Genomic DNA, 19,426 nt, shown 5'->3' on the forward strand with positions numbered 1-19,426 from the left:
AGTTGCGATTCTACGTTCGTCGTCGTGGGCGAGTCCTACGAGGTGAGCCGTCGATGCCTACGTGGGCATCGGTTGGAAGCCCGTTTCGCCGACGGTGATCATGCACGCCCGGTCCAAGACTTCGGCCTCGTATACGGCTTCGTCGAGATGTGCCGACATCAGAAGTGTCCAGGTCTGCCATGGTGTGCTTGCGGCCACGGGTTTTCCGGTGTTTGCCGCAAGGCGTAGATAGTAGGCGCGGAGTTCCTGGTCGGTGACGGCGAACGTCAGTGAGTGTTTCACCGGTTCGTTGTTGATTGCCGTGATCTGCAGCCGGCCCTCGGTGTCTCGGTCGATCCGGTAGCCGGCGTCGGCCCCGGCGCGGACCACCGATTCGACCAGTTCGGCGGCGCTGGGTTCAGGCGTTTCCACGGCATCCTCCTCCCGGGCAGGCGGTGATTACGATTCCGTCGTCTGTCACGATCACGGTGGGCTGGACGGTCTTCGCGATTGCGCCGGTGGCCCGGTTGACCAGGTAGATCTGCCCCGAATGACAATACGCGCCGCTGCCTTGCGGGCCGTGCCAGTCGGGTGCGTCGTGCGCTTTGGCCAGCGCCGTATCGGCGATATCGCGCCAGTTGCGGCCTTCGATGGCCGCGAGTCCTTCCCATTCGCTCATGTGGCGGGCCTGGATGTGGCGGTACCCCCAGTCGTTGTTCCCGCACAGCAGCTTCCAGCTTCCGAACGTCGCGACCACTTTGTCCTCGGATGAGTGCACGCCACAGGCTCCCCAGGGGAACGTGGCATGGGCAGTGGTGCCGGGCGTGAGCCCTGCGAGTGATATCGCTGCCGCCGCTGTCGTCAGCATCGTACGTATTCTCATCTCGACTCCCGTTCGCGCACCTGTGGGTGCGTTCAGCTGTGGGTTTGTTGCGTTTTCCGAGGAGGACTGGTGACCTGCCTACTCGGAACGCGGAGGGGCCTTACTTGTCCCGGCGTTCGGGCAGCGTCACCGACAGGATCAGCACGGCGAGCGGTAGTCCGATTGCGATGGCGAATCCGAGCGTGATCACTGTTCGGGCCTCGTCTGGGTGGTGACTGCCGAGCCCAGGGGATAGTGCCGTGTTGCGGTGATCAGGTCAGCGGCTTGGGTGACCACCCACCACGGGGTGCGGGGCTCGAGGGGGCCGAGGTGGGGGATCACGACTGCGTCCACGGCGTGCTCCAATGAGTACTGGACGGCGATCAGTGCGGCCAGGACGGCGGTGGCATCGGTGTGGACGGTGTAGACGACCTTCAGCCGGTGTTTTCGTGTCAAGGCTTCGTATGTGGCCGGGTCGTGGGTGCTGTGCAGCAGGGCAACCGCCCGTGTCGGTGCGTCGGATTCGGTCACAGCGGCAGCCCCTCCACGATTCGATCTGGATGTACCGCGACCGAGTCGCATGCGCTCAGGCCGGCGGTCACTGTTGGGCCTCGATGTACTGTGCTGCGAGCCGGAACCGGGCGCAGTCGTGTTTGGTGTGGTCGGCCATGAGATGGATGGCGTGCGCTCTGCCGCGGATGGGATCGGTGCTGTTGCAGGCGGCGTTGTCGAGGTGGCGGAGGCCGGCGGCGACGCGTTCGAGGAGGTCGAGATTGCGGGTGTGCCAGAGGCGTATGGTGGCCGCCATCGACTGGTTGTGCGTGCGTCTGGTGGGGAGTTTCGGTCGTTCCTGGCGCAGGTGGTCGTCGGTCGGGGCGATACCGGCCGGGGTCGGATCTATCCCGGCCGGCTGGTGGATGCTGGTTCGGGTTGGGGGTACGGGCATAACGGTCGGCTCCGGGTTCTGTCGGGGGGAAAGTCGAGCGTGCGCCTGTTCGGATGGCGGTAAATGATCACTTCCAGCATTGCTGTGTTGTTGCGCCGGAAGGACTCACCGAACCCGTACCGAGCCCGTACGCTGGCGGTATCACAGCGGAGGGGAGGGCATCGAGACATGGCGATTATCAAGTGGACCGGGCTCGAGGTGGCCGCGTTGCGTATGGCGTTGCGGGATACTCAGGAGCAGTTCGCCGACCGGATCGGGTGTTCGGTCGAGGCGGTCGGCAAATGGGAACGCAGAGGTGCAGGCATCGTCCTGGGCGCAAAGTATTCCGAGTGCATGGACACCGCCTGCCGGAGGCTCGACGACGAGCAGAAGGCGCGTTTCGCGCAGTTGACGGCATGCACGTCAGAGCTCCCCTCCCAGAAAAGCGAGGGGCTTGACCTTGCCGACGTCGTTCCAGGCAGCCACGCTGGTACAGGGTCGGAAGTTCCTGCGCATGATGGAGGTGATCCCACGAACCGCCGAGAAGCACTGCAGGTATTGGGCATATCCGCGTTGAGTGGCGGTGTAAGCATCGCCGGTCTTGTGAACGATGCGGCGCGGGAGTCCACAGTGTTGATGAACGCTGTCGAGCGGTCGCCGGCCGACCCGGATTCGCTGCACGATGCGGCCGAAGACCTGTATCGACTGGCATCGGACTATGCCACCGATCCGGATGTTGCTCGGATCTTCGTTCGCCTCACCGCTCTGCGTGATCAGATCGCAGCGGCGATCCAACGAATTGGTCGGGTCGCCGACCTTCGTGATCTGTATGTTCTGTTTTCCGCCACCTGCGTATTGCTGGCCTCGGTATCCCACGATCTCGCCGAGCCGCAGGCCGCGATGGCTCAGGCCAGGGCCGCAAGCCGGTTCGCCGAACTCGCCGGTCACCGCGCACTGCTGTCGTGGGTGTTCTGTACTCGGGCGATGATTGCATCCTGGTGGGGTCGGCCTGGGCAGGTGTTGCGGGAGGTCGACCGAGCCGGCGCCAAGTACGGTGTCGCCGGTCTTCGCCTGCGCGGCCTCGAAGCACGCGCCCATGCGCAGTGCGGCAACCGTGAATCGGCGTTGGCCGCGTTGCATGCTGCTCGGAGTCACAGGGAACGCTGGCCAGGCCAAGATGAGTTGGCCGATCTCGGTCCGATCTTTACCTTCTCCTCGGCGCGCCAGCACTACTATGACGCGACGACATTCGCCAGGCTGGGCGACTGGAAGAAAGCCGAGCGAGAAGCGGAGGCTGTGGTCGGCTGCTATCGGCCGAACCCGGCTTCGTCCTGGCCGGTCACCCTGACGTTGGCCCAGGCAGATCTGGCGAGGGCACGGCTCCACATCGAAGGCCCACGTGTAGCTCTCGACACCTTGCTGCCCGCGTTGGAAGTCAGTGCGGTTCAGAGACTGCCACAATTTCACGTCGCTCTACGAGCGATACACAAGGATCTCCTGTCTCACCCAGCCGCAGCTGATCCCGACGGACGAATGATGCTGGACGCCATCCGAACGTTTGCGATGGATACGACAACAACGAAGGTGGAGGATGGCAGACTCGCTTGATCTGGCACACCGGCTCCTCGCGCCGCGCATCGCCTACCTGATCGGCACGAAGGACGAGAACGGCACTGCCAACCTGATCCCCGTATCCAACCTGACATCGGTGTCCACGAAGCCACAGCAAGTGGCGATAGCGGTGCTCAAACAGTGGCGGACGTACAAGAATCTGCTGGCGGCCGAGGGGTTCACGGTGACAGTGCCGACGATCGATCAGTTGGACTCGGTGTGGAAGCTGGGGGCGCGCTATTCGAAGTCGCGGGTGGTTGATCCGGTCGAGAAGCTGGCGTCCTGTGGACTCGAGTTGGACCGAGGTGCCTCGCCTTTCGGACCGGTTGTGCCCTCCGGGATCGGTTGGCTGAGTTGTCGTGTGGTAGCTCGGATCGACCTGAACGGTGACCACGGCATCACGGTAGGGGAGGTGGAGCAGGTGTGGTTCAATCCGGAATATCTCACCGCGGAGGGCAAACCGAAGGACTCGGTGCATCCATTGATGCAGCAGACGGGGAATCTGTTCACGACCTCGGCGGATGCGAGGGTGGCGGTCGAGTACTACTGACGGAGATTGTCGTCGGCGGTGATCGAAATCTATGAACACTTGGTCGCCAACGGCGGGTCCGATGTGCGTAGTCGCTTAGATTCCGTCCCCGATCGCCGGTGGATACCACTCTTCGCGGGGTTCTACAGTCGAGCGCGGGCGGTCGGTTTCGAGCCAACTTGCTCGACCGTAGTAGCGGTCCATTTCTTCCTCTTCTTCCTGAGTGGGCCCGCGTGGGTCGGATCGAATCACGCTTTCGGTGGGTTCTGTACTTTGCTCCGCCTCCTTCTCACGCAGTATCTGCAGGTATTCAGGTGGTAGATCAGCGTATGGATCGTCGGCCATTGTCAACTTCCTCACCGCTGTTCCTGGTCGACGACCCCGTATGAACGGAGACGTGCGACGGCTCGTTCATCGGATAGTTCGTCACGGAGTTCTGGATGGTCGTGGTAGAAGCGGATGGTCCAGTATGTCGCTGCCGCTCCGACCGACAGTCGTTCGGCGTAGACCCTGTTCGTGACGACTTCGGCTGGTTGCCGGCCTCTGGACTGCAGGCGAACTACACCGGTGGCGTTCGTCCGATGCTCGGCCTCCACATTCTTCAGGTCCGACCATTTGAGTTCAGATTCGAAGGAAATGACTTTCGGGACTTTGATTCCGGCGGGTGACAGCACGAGCCGGCGTGAGCCGCGCCGTGCGAGGTAGAGCACCGAATACGCGACCATGAAGAGACAGCAGATACCAGCGACGGGAGCGAAAAACAGTCGCTGGCCGTCGTCCATCGGCAGCACTGAGTCTTCGGACGGGTAGCCGACAAATATCAATGCGCCGGTCGCTGCCCCGGACAGCATCAGGAATACCAGTGTCGCTCGGTGGGCGAGCGAATGCTCCGCGATCAGTTCGCCGTCTCGGCAGTGCAGGCGGGCACTGTCGATCGTCACGCGGTCACGGCCACTCTTGCCAGCAACTAGTAGGGCGATACCGCAGGCGAAAAATACGGCCACACAGAGATACAACAGAATGTCGCCTGTTCGCGCCGAACCTGTCTCCTGCACAGCGAGAAAAATCAGATAAACCGAGGCTGCGCCGACGAGAAGGAACGATATACGTTCCATCCAGGTCAATCCGCTACGGAACTCTTCCGGCAAGGGAAAGTACGTAGGTACGCCGGCCGTCAACAGACAGCCTCGCCAAGCCGGGAACCGAGACTGCCGAATACCCAGGCCCCGGCCATCGACCCCACAACGGACGACACAGTCCCGACCGGGCCTCCGCCCATTCCGAAAGCGGTACCTACCGCAACGCTTCCGACGGTTCCCACTGTCCCCGACACCCCGGCGACACAGGCATCACGTGCGGTCTCAGCGGCGGCCATATCCCAGAGGGTGGTGGCGATTCCGAGTCCGGGCCCGGCGTATTTCGCTCCAGCGCTGACCTTCGCGAGCTGGTCTTCGTCCAGGACCATTCGCATACCGTCGAGCCCTTTACCTCCGGTGGCCGTTTCCAGCCCGGTGATCGCACCTCCCACCGTGGTTATTGATGGGTGAGTGAAGAACGGACTGTCCTTCGGAACATCGATGAACTGTCCATCCGGGCCGGCCATCAAGGCCATGGCACCACCTGTGCCATCGGGCTTCAGCTGAAGATACATCTGACCGGGCGCCGAAAAATCGGTTTGCACGACCTCGTCTCGACTGTTCTTGATCGTGCGTACCGTAGATGTTCTGTTTCCCGCAGCGTCGTAGGTGTCGACAGTTTGTACCGAGTCACCTGGGCGAGGATGCAGCGATTGAATTTCGAACTTGCGCGGGTCGGTTCCGGGTGGCGGTTGGTAGCTGGCGGTCGTCGTGGCCACTTGCTTACTGCCGTCCTGCATGGTGATGGTCTTGACGTGGCTGCCGTCCTTGTCCTCCTCCGTGACGTAGGCAACGGTCAGCGCGGCATCCTGTTGCTGAATCATCTCCTGCGCCTGTCTGCCGCCTTCGTATTGCGGATCCGGCACTCCGTCGTCGGGCCGGGGATGGAGATTCGGATCGGTCGGATCGAATCGGACGTCGGAATATCGGTAGTTGATCAGCTGTAGTTTGCCGACGGCGTCGCTGTCGGCTTTGCCGAGTTCGGTGATCAACGGGTTGAGTTGCTCCTGGAATGCCGTCTGCGCAGTGCGTAGCACTTTGATACGTTCCGCATTGGTCTGCTCCGGCTTGATGAGTACAACCCACTTATCATCGACGAATAGCGGGCCCGCCTCGATCTTCGCCACCATCGTGTCGATTCTGCCCTTGACGGAGGTCAATGCATGATAGTAGGCATCCAGTATTCCCGTGGTGTCGTCGGCGATGTCGCCGAAGAATGCGGAGTGCTGTGCGGTACGCGTGAACATGGTGAGTGCCGCATCGTGGGACTGTCCGGACCAGGCCCTCATTTGCGGGAGGTCCGCGCAGTCCGCGCGTAGCGAGTGCACGGCCATCTCCACGTTCTGCCCGGCCTGCCATACCGACTTCTTTGTATCGAGGAGACTGCCGAGATTCCAGGAGTTCAATCGAGTTCGGGTGGGTATCATGGCTGTCAGTTCAATCCGTTCGTGCCGGGGTGCGTGGCGTGAATGCCCGTGAACCTTCCTGCCAGGGTCTCGTCTTCGACCTGGAAGTCCTGAGCGGTTCCCCGGACTGCTGTAGCCATATCGTCGATATCGTCGGAAAAGTTGGTCAGCGGTGTCTTCATTACTTCTCCGACGCGTTGAGCCATCCATTGTGCAGCGGACCCTGAAGTGCCGTCGAAGGCTGTCGAGAAGGCTCCCGCAAGATTTGCTTCGCGCACTGTGCGGGACGCTTCGTCTACTTCGGTCGCGAAAACTCGTAATATTTCCGGATCTACTTCCATTTCATTCCTATGTCGGTCGATGGGGTTGCTGTACTGATAGGCGACCGGTTCGGTCTATGGCCCGGCGTTACCGAGAGTCTGTGAAGTCTGCTGGTCGGTCTCGGAAATCTGCTTGCGGGCCAGTTCGAACGTTTGCTTCATGAGTTTCACGATCTCAATCGACTGGTTCAGCCGGTTCACCGCTGAATCTTCGTCGCCGACCGCCTTCTTGGAGAACTTCGCGGCGAGCGCTTGCGCTGACCTCAAACCCCCGAAGCCTGAGATGTACTGCAGGTTGCTGGCTTGCTCAACCGCAATATCCAACTGTTTCATGAAGGTGTCGCAGCGGGCCGCGAGCTTTGCAGCTATATCCGCCTCCATGACGATTTCACCGTTCTCGGCTTGTGTTCTCAGGTTCTGCCAGTGCTTGAGCTGGGTTTCCTGTTCGTCGGCCACGTCCGCCCCCTACGGTAGATGCGGTTCCAGCTCCTTCGCCCGTTCCACAGCGAGCGTGCATGGCGGCGATTCCGGAATGGATTCCTTCTGCGACGTGCGCCAACCAAGGATTACGTTGTGCATGCCACCGCCCGCGGCGGGTATGGAGACGTAGCATCGGAGCGGTTCCGGATCATCGGCTTGGTGGTAGGTCTTCCCGGCCCGAGTGCCGATCTGCACATCCTCGAATCCGGTCACTGTCGGGTTGTCCGGGAGGTCTTCCTGAGCGAACGTGGTGGTGCCGATGCTGACTATGTACGGAGTGCCGTCGACCGGCTGCCACATACAGATCTTCCAGACTCCACCAGTCGGGGAGTCGACAGAAGTCTGTTTGGTGCTCGGGTCCAGACCGGCCGCTTGGAGGGCTTCGTCGGAGAGCTCATCGCACGGATTGAACGCGACTGTGGTCGGTGTCTGTTCCGTTGTGTCTGCCGGAGTTTCTTTCCCTGCCGCGCCTCCGCACCCGGCAACCAACAGGCCGGCGGCGAGAGCACCGCCGAACCGGCTCAGGTATCGGTTCACTCTTCCCCCTTCAGCAGTTCGAGTGGTTCGACCCCTAACGATTCGGCCAGCCGCTCCAGGACCCGGACCGTCATGTTCCTGCGTCCTGCTTCTATGTCGGCTACATACCGCAGGGATAGCCCCAGGACCTCGTGGGCGAGCCGTTCCTGGCTCAGTCCACGCTCGCGACGTATCCGGGCGACGTTCGCGCCGATCGCTTGTTGTAGGTCTCCCTCTGGCACGTAGTCCATGCTGGTGTTCCGGTGGCGATCAGACCACGATGCGAGGACTACATGAGATGATCTGTTCACGATCTGATGCATACCTGTGTTCATTGATGCCGTGGGTACCGAACCCGTACCCTGACGGTATTACAGCGGAGGGGAGGGGTTCCGAGATATGACGATCGTGACGTGGACCGGGCTCGAGGTTGCCGCATTGCGGACAGCATTGCGGGATACCCAGGTTCAGTTCGCCGCCCGGATCGGGTGCTCGCTCGAGGCGGTCGGCAAATGGGAACGCAGAGGTGCAGATATCACTCTGAGCGCGAAGTATTCCGAGTGCATGGACACCACCCACCGGCGGCTCGACGATGAGCAGCGGGCACGCTTCGATGCCGCACGACGGGATTTGGGCGATGCTCGTCAAACCATCGGGGCCGAAGTGTCCTCACCGGGTACTGCATCAGTTGTGCTCGATGCAGAGGAGCTCGACGACGTGAGGCGACGTGATTTCGGGACCGCCATCATCGGAATTCCTGTTCTCGCTGCGGGCGCGGCTGAGTCGGATATGACGGGAACTCCCACCGAGATATCAGACCTGGTGAATGGTGCGCGTGTAGCCCCCGAACTCGTGGACTACTTCCGCACCCAGCTCGCGGGGCACTACACCGCAGACATGTATCTTGGGCCGCTGTACCTCATCCCTACTGTGCGGGCTCAGACAGAACTAATCGGCCGCCTCGCCGGCACTGCTGACACGCCGGTGCGGTGGAGGCTGCTCGAAATCGGCACCGCGTACGCAGCTCTGCTCGGCTGGCTATACCAGGACGCGGGTGACCGCGCGACGTCCGCAAGGTGGCGCGACACCACCTTGTCTTTCGCGCACCGGTCCGGCAATCCCCAGCTCATCTCCTATGCGTTGTCCAACATGGCAATGCTCGCCCTGGACCATAACGACGGCCGAACTGTCGTCGATTACGCGCGGGCCGCTCGTGCGGCAGGGACAGAGCTGGCCCCGAAGGTTCGTGTGATTGCGCTGCAGCACGAGGCGCAGGGCCACGCCATGCTCGGCGATCGAGCCACAGCGGACCGGCTGCTCGACGAAGCCGTGCCTCTGATCGGCCGGATCGACGACGTGTACCCGTGGGGGAACTCCTGCCGCCGTACCCCGCACCATATGGAGGTCCAGCGAGCAACCTGTTATGGGCGCACTGGGAGGACTCGGGACGCCGCCGATGCGGCAGCGCTGTGGGACAAAATCATGGACTCTATGCCGGAATCTGCACGCCGCGACAACGCGGTGTTCCGGGCGCGGCAGTCGGCTGTGCTTTCCAGAGTGCCTGATCCTGACCGCGCCGTATGGGCGGCTGCGGAGGCAGTGGAAGCAGTACGGGTTACCGGGTCGGCCAGACTCTGTCGCGAACTGAAAGAGGCTGCTTCCCATGCTCGCGCGTGGGTAAACACCTCAGCGGGACGTGAGTTGCGCGCCCTCGTAGAGTCCGTCGCATGACCGCACTCCCCGTTCCGCTCGACGACTGTGAGATCGCCGATCGCCTCGAAAACCTGCCCGGTTGGCAGCGCGATGGCGACGAGATCACGCGCACTTTCGCGCACACCTACCACGAGTGCGTACACCTGGCCATGTATGTCGCCGCGAAGGCCCGCGAGGTGAGCCACCATCCGGACATGCTGATCACTTGGCAGCGGATCGAGTTTCGGATCACGACCCACGATGCCGGAAGAAAGCTGACGGAGCTGGACTTCGACCTTGCGCGAGACATCGACAGGATCTCGGAAGCCTCCGGCGCGACTCCTGTTGACGGGACCACCTGACACCTGCGAGAAGCTAGCTGCGACCTGGCAACCGTTACAAGACTGCCGTCTTCGCTGTAAATGCAAGTGCAATCACCAATATCAGGCGTTAACTGGACAGGCGCACGGAAGTGCTGTCTTCAGTTAGACTTTGGACCAAAGTACCTGGATAGTGGCGGGAGAAGCCTGAGAAGTGACGTCAATCTACCGATCTCAGCTGAAGCGTCTGCGATTCTGGAAAGAATTCGGTCGAAGCTACTTTGCCGCCGTGGGTTTGATGGCCTTCCTTATAGGTCTCTGGGGACTCGTGTATCCCGATTTCTTTAAAGGGCAATGGCAAATAGCTGCGATTGTGGGTGCGCTGGCATTCATTTGGTCCTTGTGGGCGGGGCGCCCTCAGGCTCCTTCTCGGGATTATCGCTGTAACACAACCATACGTTTAGTAGTCGGTGATATATTCGATCAGCGTGACGCGCATATTCTGATCGGGATGGCATCGACATTCGATACGGATGTTTATAGTGGAATAATCGCGCGGAACAGCTTACAAGGGCAGTTTCTTGAGCGGAATTATGCTGGATCAATAGCCAACCTGGATGACGCGATTGATCGCGCTCTGGCTGCATCTGGCGCGGTCTCGATAGGAACGGTTAACAAGCCGGGCAAGCAAGATGTGTATCCGATCGGGACTGTGGCAACTATATCCGTGCCGGACGGAAAAAGGTACTTCTGTGTCGCGTATACCGATTTAGACGTACATAATATCGCTCATGGTACGGTGCAGGGAATGCTCGACAGTCTGAATTCTCTGTGGGATGAGTGCGACCGAGTTGGTAATGGAAGGGCTATTTGCGTGCCCTTGATTGGTCAAGGTATGGCGAGAATCCCAGAAATGAGTTCGGAGTTGTCACTGCGTATTACCGTGCTTTCGTACCTTCTCAGGTCTAAGCGTCAGAGATTTTCCGAAGAGTTGCGAATCGTAGTGCATCCCAGTGCAGCCGATCGTATCGACATGCAAGAGTTTCAGGCTTTTCTAACTTCACTGGAGACGTAGTGGCAGAATACAGCTTAGAGGTTCCGCAAAGCGATTCATGTGCATTCTGTGACTACCTCAGCGGCGCACGGCCGTTCACCATCCTGTGTCGCTGCGACCAAGTAGCTGTCCTTGTCACCAGGGAGCAACGTGGTGTCGGACATGTCCTTGTCGTGCCGACGAGACATGCTCCGACCCTTCTGGAACTAAACCAAACCGAACGGCATCGACTGATCGATGCCGTTTCGGTGGTGGCGCATGCGATCGACGAAGTATATGAACGTCCTGGAATCGCAGTGTGGCAGAACAACGGACGGCCGGCGCATCAGGCGATACCGCACGTGCACTTCCACGTTGCTGGAACTCTTCCAGGGGGAGGTACCAACTTCGGTGATGTCTCAGAATTGTCGATCGAAGAGACCGATAAGATCGCTGACCGACTCAGGAAAGCATCGCGCGAGATTATTGATGCTGGTGGGTATCGGCTACAGTCCGAGTGAGTCGTATACGCTCGACTTGTATTGGTAGGGGCCGGACTTATCTGAAGCTCCAAAATTGGGAGCGTATTCATCGAGGGAATACCTTATGATTGCGGGCTGAAAGGACACGCACATCATGTAGTAACTGTCATCGAGTAAGGGTGTTGGGATGATTGATCGGTCGACAGCCCGGTTGGTAGTATCTTTTATGTTGGATACAACTATGGGTAGGTTGAACTCTATCGCCACTTTTACCTCGTGAGCAAGGAATGATTTTCCGTCGCCCCCTTTTCTCTTTGCATCACTGCTCCCGAGTAGGACAATCTGCTTAGCATTCTTCATCCGCTGTCGAAGATTTCTTTTTATTGTTTCGGGCTGGCTGGAGTCGTTCGATATGAATAGATCGTGCGCATCGAAGAAATCGAAGTCGATATTCTTGTTGTCGCGCCACGCCTCCATGAGGCGGTAGCAGTGGATGTTCTCGCTGGCAAAGGCGACGTACGTCTTATTTCGGTAACTCATGTGTAACCGCTTGTCCTTCCAGGTTTGTGAATCATTTCTTGCGTATTCGTGGGGGGCAAAGAGTCTTCGAGGCGATGAGCGCGGAGAAGTGGGCGTGGGCTAGTTGCATGTCGTGTTCGCGGTCTACACCTCTGATTGGTTCCTCGTAGGTGATGCCGTCGACGGTTAGGTCGGAGGTGGGGAGGCCGGCCTTTTTGCGGTATTCGGAGGCGAGTTTGGTGGGGAGTTGGCGGCCGTTGGCGTCGTAGAGGGCTTCGCGTTCGTACTTCTGGAGGACGGGGAACTGGGTTCGGTAGATCGTCAGGAGTTCATCGGCGGTGATGCCAAGCATGACGGCGACGATTGCGTCGATTTCTATGAGCGCCTGGCGGCGGTCGGATGCCGATCGGAGTGGGGTATGAGAGTCCCACCTCGGGCCTGCAGCGTTGAGGGCGGTTGTGGGGGCTGGCGCGAGGCCGGGAGTCCATGAATCCTGTTGCCAGGATGGGTTGTAAAGCTCGTTCCACAGGTCGGCGAAGGGGGCTACCTGGCAGTTGAGGCGCAGAGTTCGGACGATCAGGTGCTCTTCGAGGGTGTGGCCTGTCGGGTGCGGGAGTTGCAGCCACGTCGATGCTTTGATGTGGGCATTGCCGATCACTTTGATCATGAAATCGGCAATGATGGAATGACTGACGCCTGCCAGGACCACAAGGCCCTTGTTGTCACCCTGCAGGGTCAGGCTATGAACCGCATGAACGTGCGTGGGACCTTGTGGAAGCAGGGTCGCGTGGAGAGTGCGTACATTGGCTGGCTCGCACATTTCTCGCCATGCGATGCGAAAAAAATCAGAACTCGGCTTACTGTCCCACTTCGGGTACGCCGAACGAAATGAACTGGCCTCAACAGCACGTTGGTAACTCGTTCGTGGAATGAAGTCGCCGGAGATCGACTCAAGGTCAATTGGTGTGGTATCAAGCCGGTTTTTCATGGTTTCGTTTGGCTGTTTAAACGTAGGACTTGCTACCGTTATGTGTGGGCCTTGCAGAATAACATCATTCCAAGACTCAGGGATACTAGAACGAGACTCGAAAAATCCCAGTTTACGATCTCGATCTTCTTCCCAACCTCGCGTCCACTTGAAGCTTGCGTTCGCAAGGCGCGGCGCTACTGCAATTTTGTCCAAAACTTCTGCGCTGGCGCGATTGACGGGGTAGAGCATTCGCGCTTCTGCAGCTGGAATGCCAGGTTCGTCGATCAACGCGGCCCAGCTCGCCAAGACTGATTCGGATACCGTGACAATGCGCTGCGCATGCGGACGTAGATCCCAACTCCCGCCCTCGTCCTTCACGCCCGGGATCGGTCCTTCGCCACGGTGAATCAGGGACCTATCTACCGTGTCCGGATGGTATAGGGAAGATGCCTGCTTGAATCCAATTTCAGAGTCTGCCCCGTAGACGTGGATGCCGTATTCCTTCGCATGGTGTATTTCGAATAGCCGAGCTTCATTTCTGAATTGCCAGTGACGCCGAAGGCGACGATAGCAAGCACGTCGAAGGCTTTGGGCTCGAAGCTCGGTGAAATGGCTCTCTGGATGGATTAACGAGACGATTCCATCGGGGTGCATCGACTGCCAGGTACGTTCCATGAAGCACCGGTATAGATCCGGCTGCAGTCCAGCCAGTACAGGCCGCTGGATTCCAGAGCCGAGACTCTCGCTCTGCCCTGCTTGTTTCGTGCGCTCGTTTAGGTAATCAGTTCGGACGCGTGGGTCCGCGATTACTTCCGACAGCTTTTGCCGCCTGATCGTCTCCGCTGGTTTGTTGGCCAATTGCCACCACGGATCGAATTCAGCAAGTACGGACGCTTCGTCCCAGTCCGGCCGGACCCACGGCGGGTTGCCCACCTGTAAATCGAACCCGCCGCTTGTGAACACCGCACCGAAGTCCAACTCCCAGTGAAGGAAGCCTTGGTCGAACGCGATGTCCTCGGCGACCCTTAGCCAGGGGAACGCTATCTTGGTCTTCTCGATCGAGAAGACCTGGGAGAAGGTACGATCCGTGTCTTCGGCAACGTCTAGGTCGTACCAGCTCAGGTCCCCCCCGATGCTGATCTGCCCGTGCTTCTCGTACTTCCCTGCCTTCGGTTGAACCCCAAGAATAGCTTCCAGCCCACCGATCCACTGATCCCAGACAGGTGCGGGAGTATCTGTGGTCACCGGCCAGGACCACAGTGCACACCAGGCGTCCATGGCTCGTCGGAGGCGACGGTAGGCGCCGTTTTCGTTATAGAGGACCTCTTCGATTTGTTCGCGTGTTACTGCAGGGGTCTGCTGCTCGATCGGGTCGGTGCCCCAGAGGTGGAGGTCGCGGCGGATGGAAGATTCGGCGATGGTGAGGCGGCGGAGGGTGAATTCCCAAAGGGTTTCCACTCGTTGTGCCAGGCCCGCGAGACGACGGGCTATCTCTTTGGAGGGGGCCTTGCGGATTTCGTTTCGCCACAGGCGGAGTTCTTCACGCTTTTCGGGGGCGTAGGTCTTGGCCTCTGCCGTGTCGACCACAGCGCCCCAGCCCTGGGCAGGGAGGAGGAAATGGTGGATGCCAGCCCCGATTTCTTCGCCCAGTGGGACATCCTTGGGGACTGTTTTGAGCCAGGTTTTTCGGGCGAGATCGCCGGGTTGGTAGACGGCGTGGCGGGCGCCAATGAGGGAGTTACCCCGCCGCAGGTGCAACCCGAACCAAGGCGCCTGCAACCCGGCGACCATGGTGTCGAGCCAGAGGGAGATTTCGGCGAGTTCGACGGCGGTGGCGTTCAAGTCCACGCCGTACACCTGGTGCAGCGCGATATGCGCTTTCACCTTCTGCAGTTCGACCGGATACCGGTCGGGTTCGATGCGTTTTCCGAGGTCCTGCTGTTTGCGGGCCAGGTATTCGGCAGCCAGTTGCCGGACCGCTTCGATGGCGAACGCCCCCGACCCCAGCGCGGGTTCGCAGATCGTGAGCTGGAGGATTTCCTCGGGCGTGGTCCGGGTGCCGTTCTGGTCGAGGAGTTCCTCGAGGGCCTGGGAAACCACGAACTTCGTGAGCACTTCGGGCGTGTAGTACGACGCCGACTGCTGCCGTTCCCGGCCGGCGAGACGAAAGACGAAGGTGCCTTTGCGATGGACCACCGGTTTCAGCTCGCCCGTATCCGGGTCCTCGCCGCGGACGAAATCGGATTCCGAGAGATGGTCGGCGCGGTGCACCGGCACCACCCAGGAACCCTTTTCCGGGTTGCCGTCCTTGGCGACCTCATACAGGTCTTCCTCAGCGAAGAACCCGGTGTACGACATCAGCCCCTCGTATACAGCCCCGAGCTGGTTGATACCGAGTTCGGCGTAGCTGATGAACCCCCGATCCGCCCCCTTACGGGTTTTGGATTCCTTGGTGAGCAGGAGGTGGGCCAGCACCTGCTGGGTGGCTTCGTTGCCGAGTTTCACCTCGTCGATGAGCTCGGTGGCTTTGCGGGAGAACAGGTCGGCGCGCAGCGGGTTGAACTGGAGGCCGGGGGCGGGGTCGTCGGTTATGTTCTCGCGGACGTGTGGGGTGTGGCCGTCTTCGACCAGGTCGAACAGTTTCTTCAGCGACTCGTAGAGGTGGGTGCCGGTGCGGGCGCGGTGGGAGACGAGTTCGGTGAGGGTGAGTTCGCGGAGGCGGTCGAGGCCGTAGCCCTCCTCGTATTCGGCGGCGCCGGTGGGGAGTACCTGCATTTCCGGGGATGCTTCGGCATACAGCAGGAACAGGATCCGGTACAGGAACCGCAGGGAATGTTTGGCGAGTTCGTTTGCGTCGATACCGTCCATCGACTCGCCCTTTTCGCGGCGCCGCCGGACGACTTCGTTGGCGATGATCTCGATGGAGAGGCGGATACCTTCGCGGAGGTCCTTGGAGACACCGACGGTGTGTTTGACGGAATCTTCGAGGACGCCGGTCCACCAGATATTGCCGTCGGCGTCGGGTTTGAGGGATTGGGCGCCGAAGATGGCGGCGGTGCGGTCGACCTCCCCGCCGCGGGCTTCGTGTTTGCGTTCGGCGACGACGAGTAGGTCTACGGCGAGGTAGCGGCCCTCGGCCCAGCGTTCGGCTTCGGCGAGGAGATGCCATTGGCCGGCCTGGACGACGATGAAGGCGGGTGGGGTGTCGGAGCGGAAGGCGGCGGAGACGGTTTTAGACAGGGATTCGATGGGTTTGCCGTCTTCGGTGGCGGGGGTGAGCAGGCGGCCGGTGTCGGGGTCGAGGAGGGTTTCGAGGGAGTCGACCGGGTGCGCTTGCAGGAACAGGATGTTGGGGGTGCCGGGGAGTTGGGCTTCGGGGATGTGCAGGTCGGAGCCGGCGCGTTCGGCGGTGACGGGGGCGAGGTCGCCGGTGTGGCCGAAGACGTCGCGGATCTGCGCGTGGGCTTTGGGGGCGGCGTCGGGGGATTCGGCGAGGGCGGCGAGGGCTGTTTGGAGGTCGCGGGCGGCGGAGAGGAAACGGCTGCGGACGGTGGGGCGGCCTTCCTTGGCTTCGGCGTCCCAGCCTTTGCGCAGGTCCATGACACGGCCGTGGAAGGACTCCTTCACCGAATCGGTGGTGAAGTAGTGCTCGCTGATCCAGTCCTCGCCGACGACGATGGAATCGAAGGAAGCCATGGTCACTGATCCTTTTCGGGGACGATCACCAGCAGCGGGCGCACCAGCTGCTGGGTGGGGGCGAGGGATTCGGCGAGGCGCTGCTCTTCGGCGATGCGGCGGGAGAGTTTGTCGACCTTGGTTTTCTGGCTGCCGAACAGGTCGAGTTGTTCGGCGGTGGAATGCCAGCGGTCGGCGCGGCGGCGCCATTCGGTGAGGAGTTCTGTGGCGGTGTGTTCCTGCTGGTCGAGGACGAGTTTCATCGATTGGCCGGCTTTGTCGACGGCGGTGGGGATGAGCTCGCGTAACCGGTCGAGGTCGGTGAGGGGGCCGGGGTTGGCGGTGCCGGGGCGCAGGCCGGTGTCGGTGAGCAGGAAGTCGAGGTCTTCGTGGGTGTTGACCAGGGAGAAGGTGGGGCTGTCGGGGTTGGGGAAGACGACGGTGGAGAAGACGCGGGAGACGAGCTGGCCGCGGCGGTTCATGAGGGTGCCCATGAGCAGGACGGTGGGGGCGTCGAGGGTGCCGCGGATGGCGAAGATCTGGTTGCGGCCCAGGGCGCTGAGGGCGCGGTCGCTGGCCCAGTCGAGAACGGGGTGCAGGGGGCCGAGGAAATGGGCTTCGGGCCAGGTGGTGTTGTTCACGCCCTTGCCCTGCTTGGCGGCGCGGAGCTGGGCGTCGCCGACCTGGGTGGAGGTGGCGAGTTTGAGGCGTTCGAGGACGCGGCCGTGCTGGAGGTAGTTCTGCGGGAGCTGGATCAGGCGCTGGCGCAGATCTTTCGGGGGGACGAGTTCGGCGATGCCGTGGTCGCGGTGGACGGTCCAGCCGACGCCGCCGGCGGTCGGGTCGGCGTGGGGGACGTCGTTGAAACCGGCGCGCAGGGCCTCGTCGAGGAAGGTGATGTCGTCGGGATACAGGCTTTGGCGGGGCTGTTCGGGTAGGTCGGGTGCCTCGTCGGTGTCGAGGTCGAGCTGGGCGAAGAAGGCGTCGATATCGTCGCCGTCGAGTACCTCGTCGATACTGCGGACCTGATCGTCGAGGGTGGTTTTGCGGGCCAGGACGTCGCGAATCGCGGACTCTTCCTCGCCCACACTGTGTTTGCCCATCAGTGAGGCGACATCACCGAGTGTGGAGTGGGCCTGGTTCTCCTTCTCCAGCAGGCGGGACAGGACGCGGAGGTCGCCGGAGAACTCGGCGTCGGACGGTTCGAGGACGAGGGAGGAGATGACGGGTGGGCGGCGCTGGCCGTAACGGTCGATACGGCCGTTGCGCTGTTCGATCCGGATCAGCGACCAGGGGATGTCGTAGTGGATGAGGTGGTGGCACTGGGCGTGCAGGTTCACGCCCTCGGAGGCGACATCGCCGGTGACGAGGACTCGGAGGGGGGAGGTTTCGAGTTTGAAGCTGTCGACGATCTTCATCTGTTCGGTATCGGAGAGGCCGCCGTGCAGCATGGCGATGTTCTCCGGCTTCAAACCCAATGCGTCGGGCAAGGATTCGGTGAGCCATTTCAGGGTGGCGATACGTTCGGCGAACACCACGGCGCGCAGGTCCGATTTCGGGCCGACACCGATCTCGCACAGGCGCTGCACCAGTGCGGCCTGTTTGCCCGCGGATTCGGTGAATGCCTTGTCGTTGAGGTCGGCGAGGGTGTCGAGGGCGGTGAGTTCGGTGCGCTGCTCGGGGGTGTGCGGGCCGTCCTCCTCGCGTAGCTTGCTACGGCGCTGGCTGATCGACTCGCGGAGCGCGGCGGGGGAGGAGAGGAAGGCTTTCGCCAAGGTCCACGGGAACAGGGATTTCGCCTCGCCGGAATACGGGGACGCGCCGGTACTCGGGTGCAACCACACCTGAGCCAGCTCCCGGGCGACGGCGTCCTCGGCGGCCGAGGGCTGAACCAGGCTGTGCACGGGTTCGGCGCGTTCGGCCCAATCGCTGCCGACCTCCGCGGCGACCTCGTCGTGATGGCGGTGGCGGCGGATGAGCAGGGTGGAGACGTCCTCTTTGCGGAACGAACCGTCGGCGGCGACGGCGGTGGGGTCGAGCAGGCGCAGGAGTTCGGCGAAGGATTCCTCGCGGCCGTTGTGCGGGGTGGCCGAGGCGAGGATCAGGGCCTCGGTGTTCGGGGCGAGGACGCGGGCGAGTTCGTTGTTCTGGGTGCCGACGTTGGTGAGGTTGTGGGATTCGTCGATTACCACCGCGTCCCAGTGCTGGCGCTCCAGATGTGCTTTGTAGCGGGGGCTTTTGAGGGTGTCGATCGAGATGATCGCGCGTTTGTAGTAGGTGAAGGGGTTGCGGGTGGCCGGGAGTTTCTGGCGGACCTTCTGGATGCCGGCGGAATCGAGGCGCACGAACGGCAGGGCGAAACGGCACCACAGTTCGTGCTGCATCTGCTCGAGGACGTGGCGCGGCGTGACGATGAGAATGCGTTCGCCGCGGCCGCGTTGCACGAGTTCGGACAGGATCATGCCGATTTCGAGGGTTTTGCCCAGGCCCACTGCGTCGGCGAGGAGGATGCGGGGGCGGATGAGGCGGGGGTCGAGGGCCTTGGCGACGGCGGCGCGCTGGTAGCCGAGGGAATCGGCGAGCATGCGGGTGGAGACGGTGAGGGTCTGGTCGCCGTAGGGGAACGGGGTTTTGCGTAGCAGGGCTTCGAGCCAGAGGCGGGAGTCGCGGTAGCCGGAGGAGCCGTCGGGCACGATCTCGGCATCGGCCGGGTTCAGGACCTGGATATCGTCGAGCCGGTTGTAGAAGATCGCGGTGGTGTCCGCGACCAGTTCGGACAGACCACGCACCCGCAGCAACCAGCCGTCGGACCCCTGTTCGGCAGAAGTCACCAGCCATTCCTCGTCACGGACCACGACGATCGAGCCGGGCGCTACGGAGAGAGCGTCACGCGGGTGCACGAGGGTCATCTATGGTGCTCCTGGTCTGTGGACGGCCGAAGGAATCAACTTAGTCTCGCTTGCGGGCCCTG

At 61.4% G+C, this 19,426-nt stretch carries 20 protein-coding genes; 6 read left to right on the forward strand and 14 right to left on the reverse strand.

The window, feature by feature from the left end:
* Nucleotides 1-57 precede the first annotated feature (57 nt).
* The 4 genes from NFL01S_RS23855 to NFL01S_RS23875 form a co-directional block, all read right to left on the reverse strand.
* Entirely contained in the window at nucleotides 58-411 is a 354-nt protein-coding gene (locus NFL01S_RS23855) for a hypothetical protein (protein ID WP_062978554.1), read from the reverse strand.
* On the reverse strand, nucleotides 398-862 hold the full coding sequence (locus NFL01S_RS35690; protein ID WP_157116866.1) for a hypothetical protein: 465 nt from the start codon (nucleotides 860-862) through the stop codon (nucleotides 398-400). The genes NFL01S_RS23855 and NFL01S_RS35690 overlap by 14 nt, the downstream gene beginning before the upstream one ends.
* Nucleotides 863-1,048: 186 nt before the next feature.
* The gene (locus NFL01S_RS23870) at nucleotides 1,049-1,372 is read right to left on the reverse strand and encodes a hypothetical protein (RefSeq protein ID WP_062978557.1); all 324 of its coding nucleotides are present in this window, start codon (nucleotides 1,370-1,372) and stop codon (nucleotides 1,049-1,051) included.
* A gap of 67 nt (nucleotides 1,373-1,439) precedes the next feature.
* The gene (locus NFL01S_RS23875; protein ID WP_062978558.1) at nucleotides 1,440-1,787 is read right to left on the reverse strand and encodes a hypothetical protein; all 348 of its coding nucleotides are present in this window, start codon (nucleotides 1,785-1,787) and stop codon (nucleotides 1,440-1,442) included.
* Between the two features lie 168 nt (nucleotides 1,788-1,955).
* Between NFL01S_RS23875 and NFL01S_RS23880 the strand changes: the two genes are divergently transcribed.
* The gene (locus NFL01S_RS23880) at nucleotides 1,956-3,374 is read left to right on the forward strand and encodes a helix-turn-helix domain-containing protein (RefSeq protein ID WP_062978559.1); all 1,419 of its coding nucleotides are present in this window, start codon (nucleotides 1,956-1,958) and stop codon (nucleotides 3,372-3,374) included.
* Nucleotides 3,358-3,927: a flavin reductase family protein gene (locus tag NFL01S_RS23885; protein WP_062978560.1), complete on the forward strand. Its 570-nt coding sequence runs from the start codon at nucleotides 3,358-3,360 to the stop codon at nucleotides 3,925-3,927. The genes NFL01S_RS23880 and NFL01S_RS23885 overlap by 17 nt, the downstream gene beginning before the upstream one ends.
* Before the next feature lie 75 nt (nucleotides 3,928-4,002).
* Here the strand turns inward: NFL01S_RS23885 and NFL01S_RS23890 are convergent, their stop codons facing one another.
* The 7 genes from NFL01S_RS23890 to NFL01S_RS23915 all read right to left on the reverse strand — a co-directional run bounded on the left by NFL01S_RS23890 (nucleotide 4,003) and on the right by NFL01S_RS23915 (nucleotide 8,015).
* A complete protein-coding gene (locus NFL01S_RS23890) occupies nucleotides 4,003-4,251 on the reverse strand; it encodes a hypothetical protein (RefSeq protein WP_062978561.1) in 249 nt (82 codons plus the stop codon).
* An 11-nt stretch (nucleotides 4,252-4,262) separates the two neighbouring features.
* On the reverse strand, nucleotides 4,263-5,021 hold the full coding sequence (locus NFL01S_RS23895) for a hypothetical protein (RefSeq protein ID WP_062978562.1): 759 nt from the start codon (nucleotides 5,019-5,021) through the stop codon (nucleotides 4,263-4,265).
* Between the two features lie 59 nt (nucleotides 5,022-5,080).
* Nucleotides 5,081-6,289, reverse strand: coding sequence for a hypothetical protein (locus tag NFL01S_RS23900; protein ID WP_157116870.1), 1,209 nt, complete (start codon nucleotides 6,287-6,289; stop codon nucleotides 5,081-5,083).
* 185 nt (nucleotides 6,290-6,474) lie between these two features.
* Nucleotides 6,475-6,789 (reverse strand): type VII secretion target, encoded by a 315-nt coding sequence (locus tag NFL01S_RS34715; protein ID WP_084493197.1) that lies wholly within the window; start codon nucleotides 6,787-6,789, stop codon nucleotides 6,475-6,477.
* A 54-nt stretch (nucleotides 6,790-6,843) separates the two neighbouring features.
* Nucleotides 6,844-7,224 carry a hypothetical protein gene (locus tag NFL01S_RS23905; protein WP_062978564.1) on the reverse strand — a complete coding sequence of 127 codons (381 nt, stop codon included), beginning with the start codon at nucleotides 7,222-7,224 and terminating at the stop codon, nucleotides 6,844-6,846.
* Between the two features lie 9 nt (nucleotides 7,225-7,233).
* Nucleotides 7,234-7,785 carry a DUF3558 domain-containing protein gene (locus NFL01S_RS23910; RefSeq protein WP_062978565.1) on the reverse strand — a complete coding sequence of 184 codons (552 nt, stop codon included), beginning with the start codon at nucleotides 7,783-7,785 and terminating at the stop codon, nucleotides 7,234-7,236.
* Nucleotides 7,782-8,015 carry a helix-turn-helix domain-containing protein gene (locus NFL01S_RS23915; RefSeq protein ID WP_062978566.1) on the reverse strand — a complete coding sequence of 78 codons (234 nt, stop codon included), beginning with the start codon at nucleotides 8,013-8,015 and terminating at the stop codon, nucleotides 7,782-7,784. The genes NFL01S_RS23910 and NFL01S_RS23915 overlap by 4 nt, the downstream gene beginning before the upstream one ends.
* A gap of 148 nt (nucleotides 8,016-8,163) precedes the next feature.
* Here NFL01S_RS23915 and NFL01S_RS23920 point away from each other — a divergent pair, with 148 nt between their 5' ends.
* The 4 genes from NFL01S_RS23920 to NFL01S_RS34725 all read left to right on the forward strand — a co-directional run bounded on the left by NFL01S_RS23920 (nucleotide 8,164) and on the right by NFL01S_RS34725 (nucleotide 11,330).
* Nucleotides 8,164-9,495 carry a helix-turn-helix domain-containing protein gene (locus NFL01S_RS23920; protein ID WP_062978567.1) on the forward strand — a complete coding sequence of 444 codons (1,332 nt, stop codon included), beginning with the start codon at nucleotides 8,164-8,166 and terminating at the stop codon, nucleotides 9,493-9,495.
* Nucleotides 9,492-9,818 carry a 4a-hydroxytetrahydrobiopterin dehydratase gene (locus NFL01S_RS23925; protein WP_062978568.1) on the forward strand — a complete coding sequence of 109 codons (327 nt, stop codon included), beginning with the start codon at nucleotides 9,492-9,494 and terminating at the stop codon, nucleotides 9,816-9,818. The genes NFL01S_RS23920 and NFL01S_RS23925 overlap by 4 nt, the downstream gene beginning before the upstream one ends.
* A gap of 256 nt (nucleotides 9,819-10,074) precedes the next feature.
* Nucleotides 10,075-10,851: a macro domain-containing protein gene (locus tag NFL01S_RS34720; RefSeq protein WP_157116910.1), complete on the forward strand. Its 777-nt coding sequence runs from the start codon at nucleotides 10,075-10,077 to the stop codon at nucleotides 10,849-10,851.
* Nucleotides 10,851-11,330 carry an HIT family protein gene (locus NFL01S_RS34725; RefSeq protein WP_084493200.1) on the forward strand — a complete coding sequence of 160 codons (480 nt, stop codon included), beginning with the start codon at nucleotides 10,851-10,853 and terminating at the stop codon, nucleotides 11,328-11,330. Before NFL01S_RS34720 ends, NFL01S_RS34725 begins: the two co-directional genes overlap by 1 nt.
* Here the strand turns inward: NFL01S_RS34725 and NFL01S_RS23930 are convergent.
* Genes NFL01S_RS23930 through NFL01S_RS23940 form a run of 3 tightly spaced genes read right to left on the reverse strand, consistent with a single transcriptional unit; the run spans nucleotide 11,316 to nucleotide 19,364 of the window.
* Nucleotides 11,316-11,831 carry a TIR domain-containing protein gene (locus NFL01S_RS23930; protein WP_062978569.1) on the reverse strand — a complete coding sequence of 172 codons (516 nt, stop codon included), beginning with the start codon at nucleotides 11,829-11,831 and terminating at the stop codon, nucleotides 11,316-11,318. The genes NFL01S_RS34725 and NFL01S_RS23930 overlap by 15 nt on opposite strands.
* 31 nt (nucleotides 11,832-11,862) lie before the next feature.
* Nucleotides 11,863-16,476 (reverse strand): Eco57I restriction-modification methylase domain-containing protein, encoded by a 4,614-nt coding sequence (locus NFL01S_RS23935; protein WP_062978570.1) that lies wholly within the window; start codon nucleotides 16,474-16,476, stop codon nucleotides 11,863-11,865.
* A 2-nt stretch (nucleotides 16,477-16,478) separates the two neighbouring features.
* On the reverse strand, nucleotides 16,479-19,364 hold the full coding sequence (locus NFL01S_RS23940; RefSeq protein WP_062978571.1) for a helicase-related protein: 2,886 nt from the start codon (nucleotides 19,362-19,364) through the stop codon (nucleotides 16,479-16,481).
* Nucleotides 19,365-19,426 lie beyond the last annotated feature (62 nt).

The organism is Nocardia flavorosea NBRC 108225, assembly GCF_001613385.1.
Taxonomy (GTDB): domain Bacteria; phylum Actinomycetota; class Actinomycetes; order Mycobacteriales; family Mycobacteriaceae; genus Nocardia; species Nocardia flavorosea.

What these genes read in the sequence shown, in the direction of transcription:
- NFL01S_RS35690 (WP_157116866.1), bottom strand. Translation starts at nt 862, where the DNA reads ATGAGAATACGTACGATGCTGACGACAGCGGCGGCAGCGATATCACTC.
- NFL01S_RS23875 (WP_062978558.1), bottom strand. Translation starts at nt 1,787, where the DNA reads ATGCCCGTACCCCCAACCCGAACCAGCATCCACCAGCCGGCCGGGATA.
- NFL01S_RS23880 (WP_062978559.1), top strand. Translation starts at nt 1,956, where the DNA reads ATGGCGATTATCAAGTGGACCGGGCTCGAGGTGGCCGCGTTGCGTATG.
- NFL01S_RS23885 (WP_062978560.1), top strand. Translation starts at nt 3,358, where the DNA reads ATGGCAGACTCGCTTGATCTGGCACACCGGCTCCTCGCGCCGCGCATC.
- NFL01S_RS23890 (WP_062978561.1), bottom strand. Translation starts at nt 4,251, where the DNA reads ATGGCCGACGATCCATACGCTGATCTACCACCTGAATACCTGCAGATA.
- NFL01S_RS23895 (WP_062978562.1), bottom strand. Translation starts at nt 5,021, where the DNA reads ATGGAACGTATATCGTTCCTTCTCGTCGGCGCAGCCTCGGTTTATCTG.
- NFL01S_RS23900 (WP_157116870.1), bottom strand. Translation starts at nt 6,289, where the DNA reads ATGTTCACGCGTACCGCACAGCACTCCGCATTCTTCGGCGACATCGCC.
- NFL01S_RS34715 (WP_084493197.1), bottom strand. Translation starts at nt 6,789, where the DNA reads ATGGAAGTAGATCCGGAAATATTACGAGTTTTCGCGACCGAAGTAGAC.
- NFL01S_RS23915 (WP_062978566.1), bottom strand. Translation starts at nt 8,015, where the DNA reads ATGGACTACGTGCCAGAGGGAGACCTACAACAAGCGATCGGCGCGAAC.
- NFL01S_RS23920 (WP_062978567.1), top strand. Translation starts at nt 8,164, where the DNA reads ATGACGATCGTGACGTGGACCGGGCTCGAGGTTGCCGCATTGCGGACA.
- NFL01S_RS23925 (WP_062978568.1), top strand. Translation starts at nt 9,492, where the DNA reads ATGACCGCACTCCCCGTTCCGCTCGACGACTGTGAGATCGCCGATCGC.
- NFL01S_RS34720 (WP_157116910.1), top strand. Translation starts at nt 10,075, where the DNA reads ATGGCCTTCCTTATAGGTCTCTGGGGACTCGTGTATCCCGATTTCTTT.
- NFL01S_RS23930 (WP_062978569.1), bottom strand. Translation starts at nt 11,831, where the DNA reads ATGAGTTACCGAAATAAGACGTACGTCGCCTTTGCCAGCGAGAACATC.
- NFL01S_RS23935 (WP_062978570.1), bottom strand. Translation starts at nt 16,476, where the DNA reads ATGGCTTCCTTCGATTCCATCGTCGTCGGCGAGGACTGGATCAGCGAG.
- NFL01S_RS23940 (WP_062978571.1), bottom strand. Translation starts at nt 19,364, where the DNA reads ATGACCCTCGTGCACCCGCGTGACGCTCTCTCCGTAGCGCCCGGCTCG.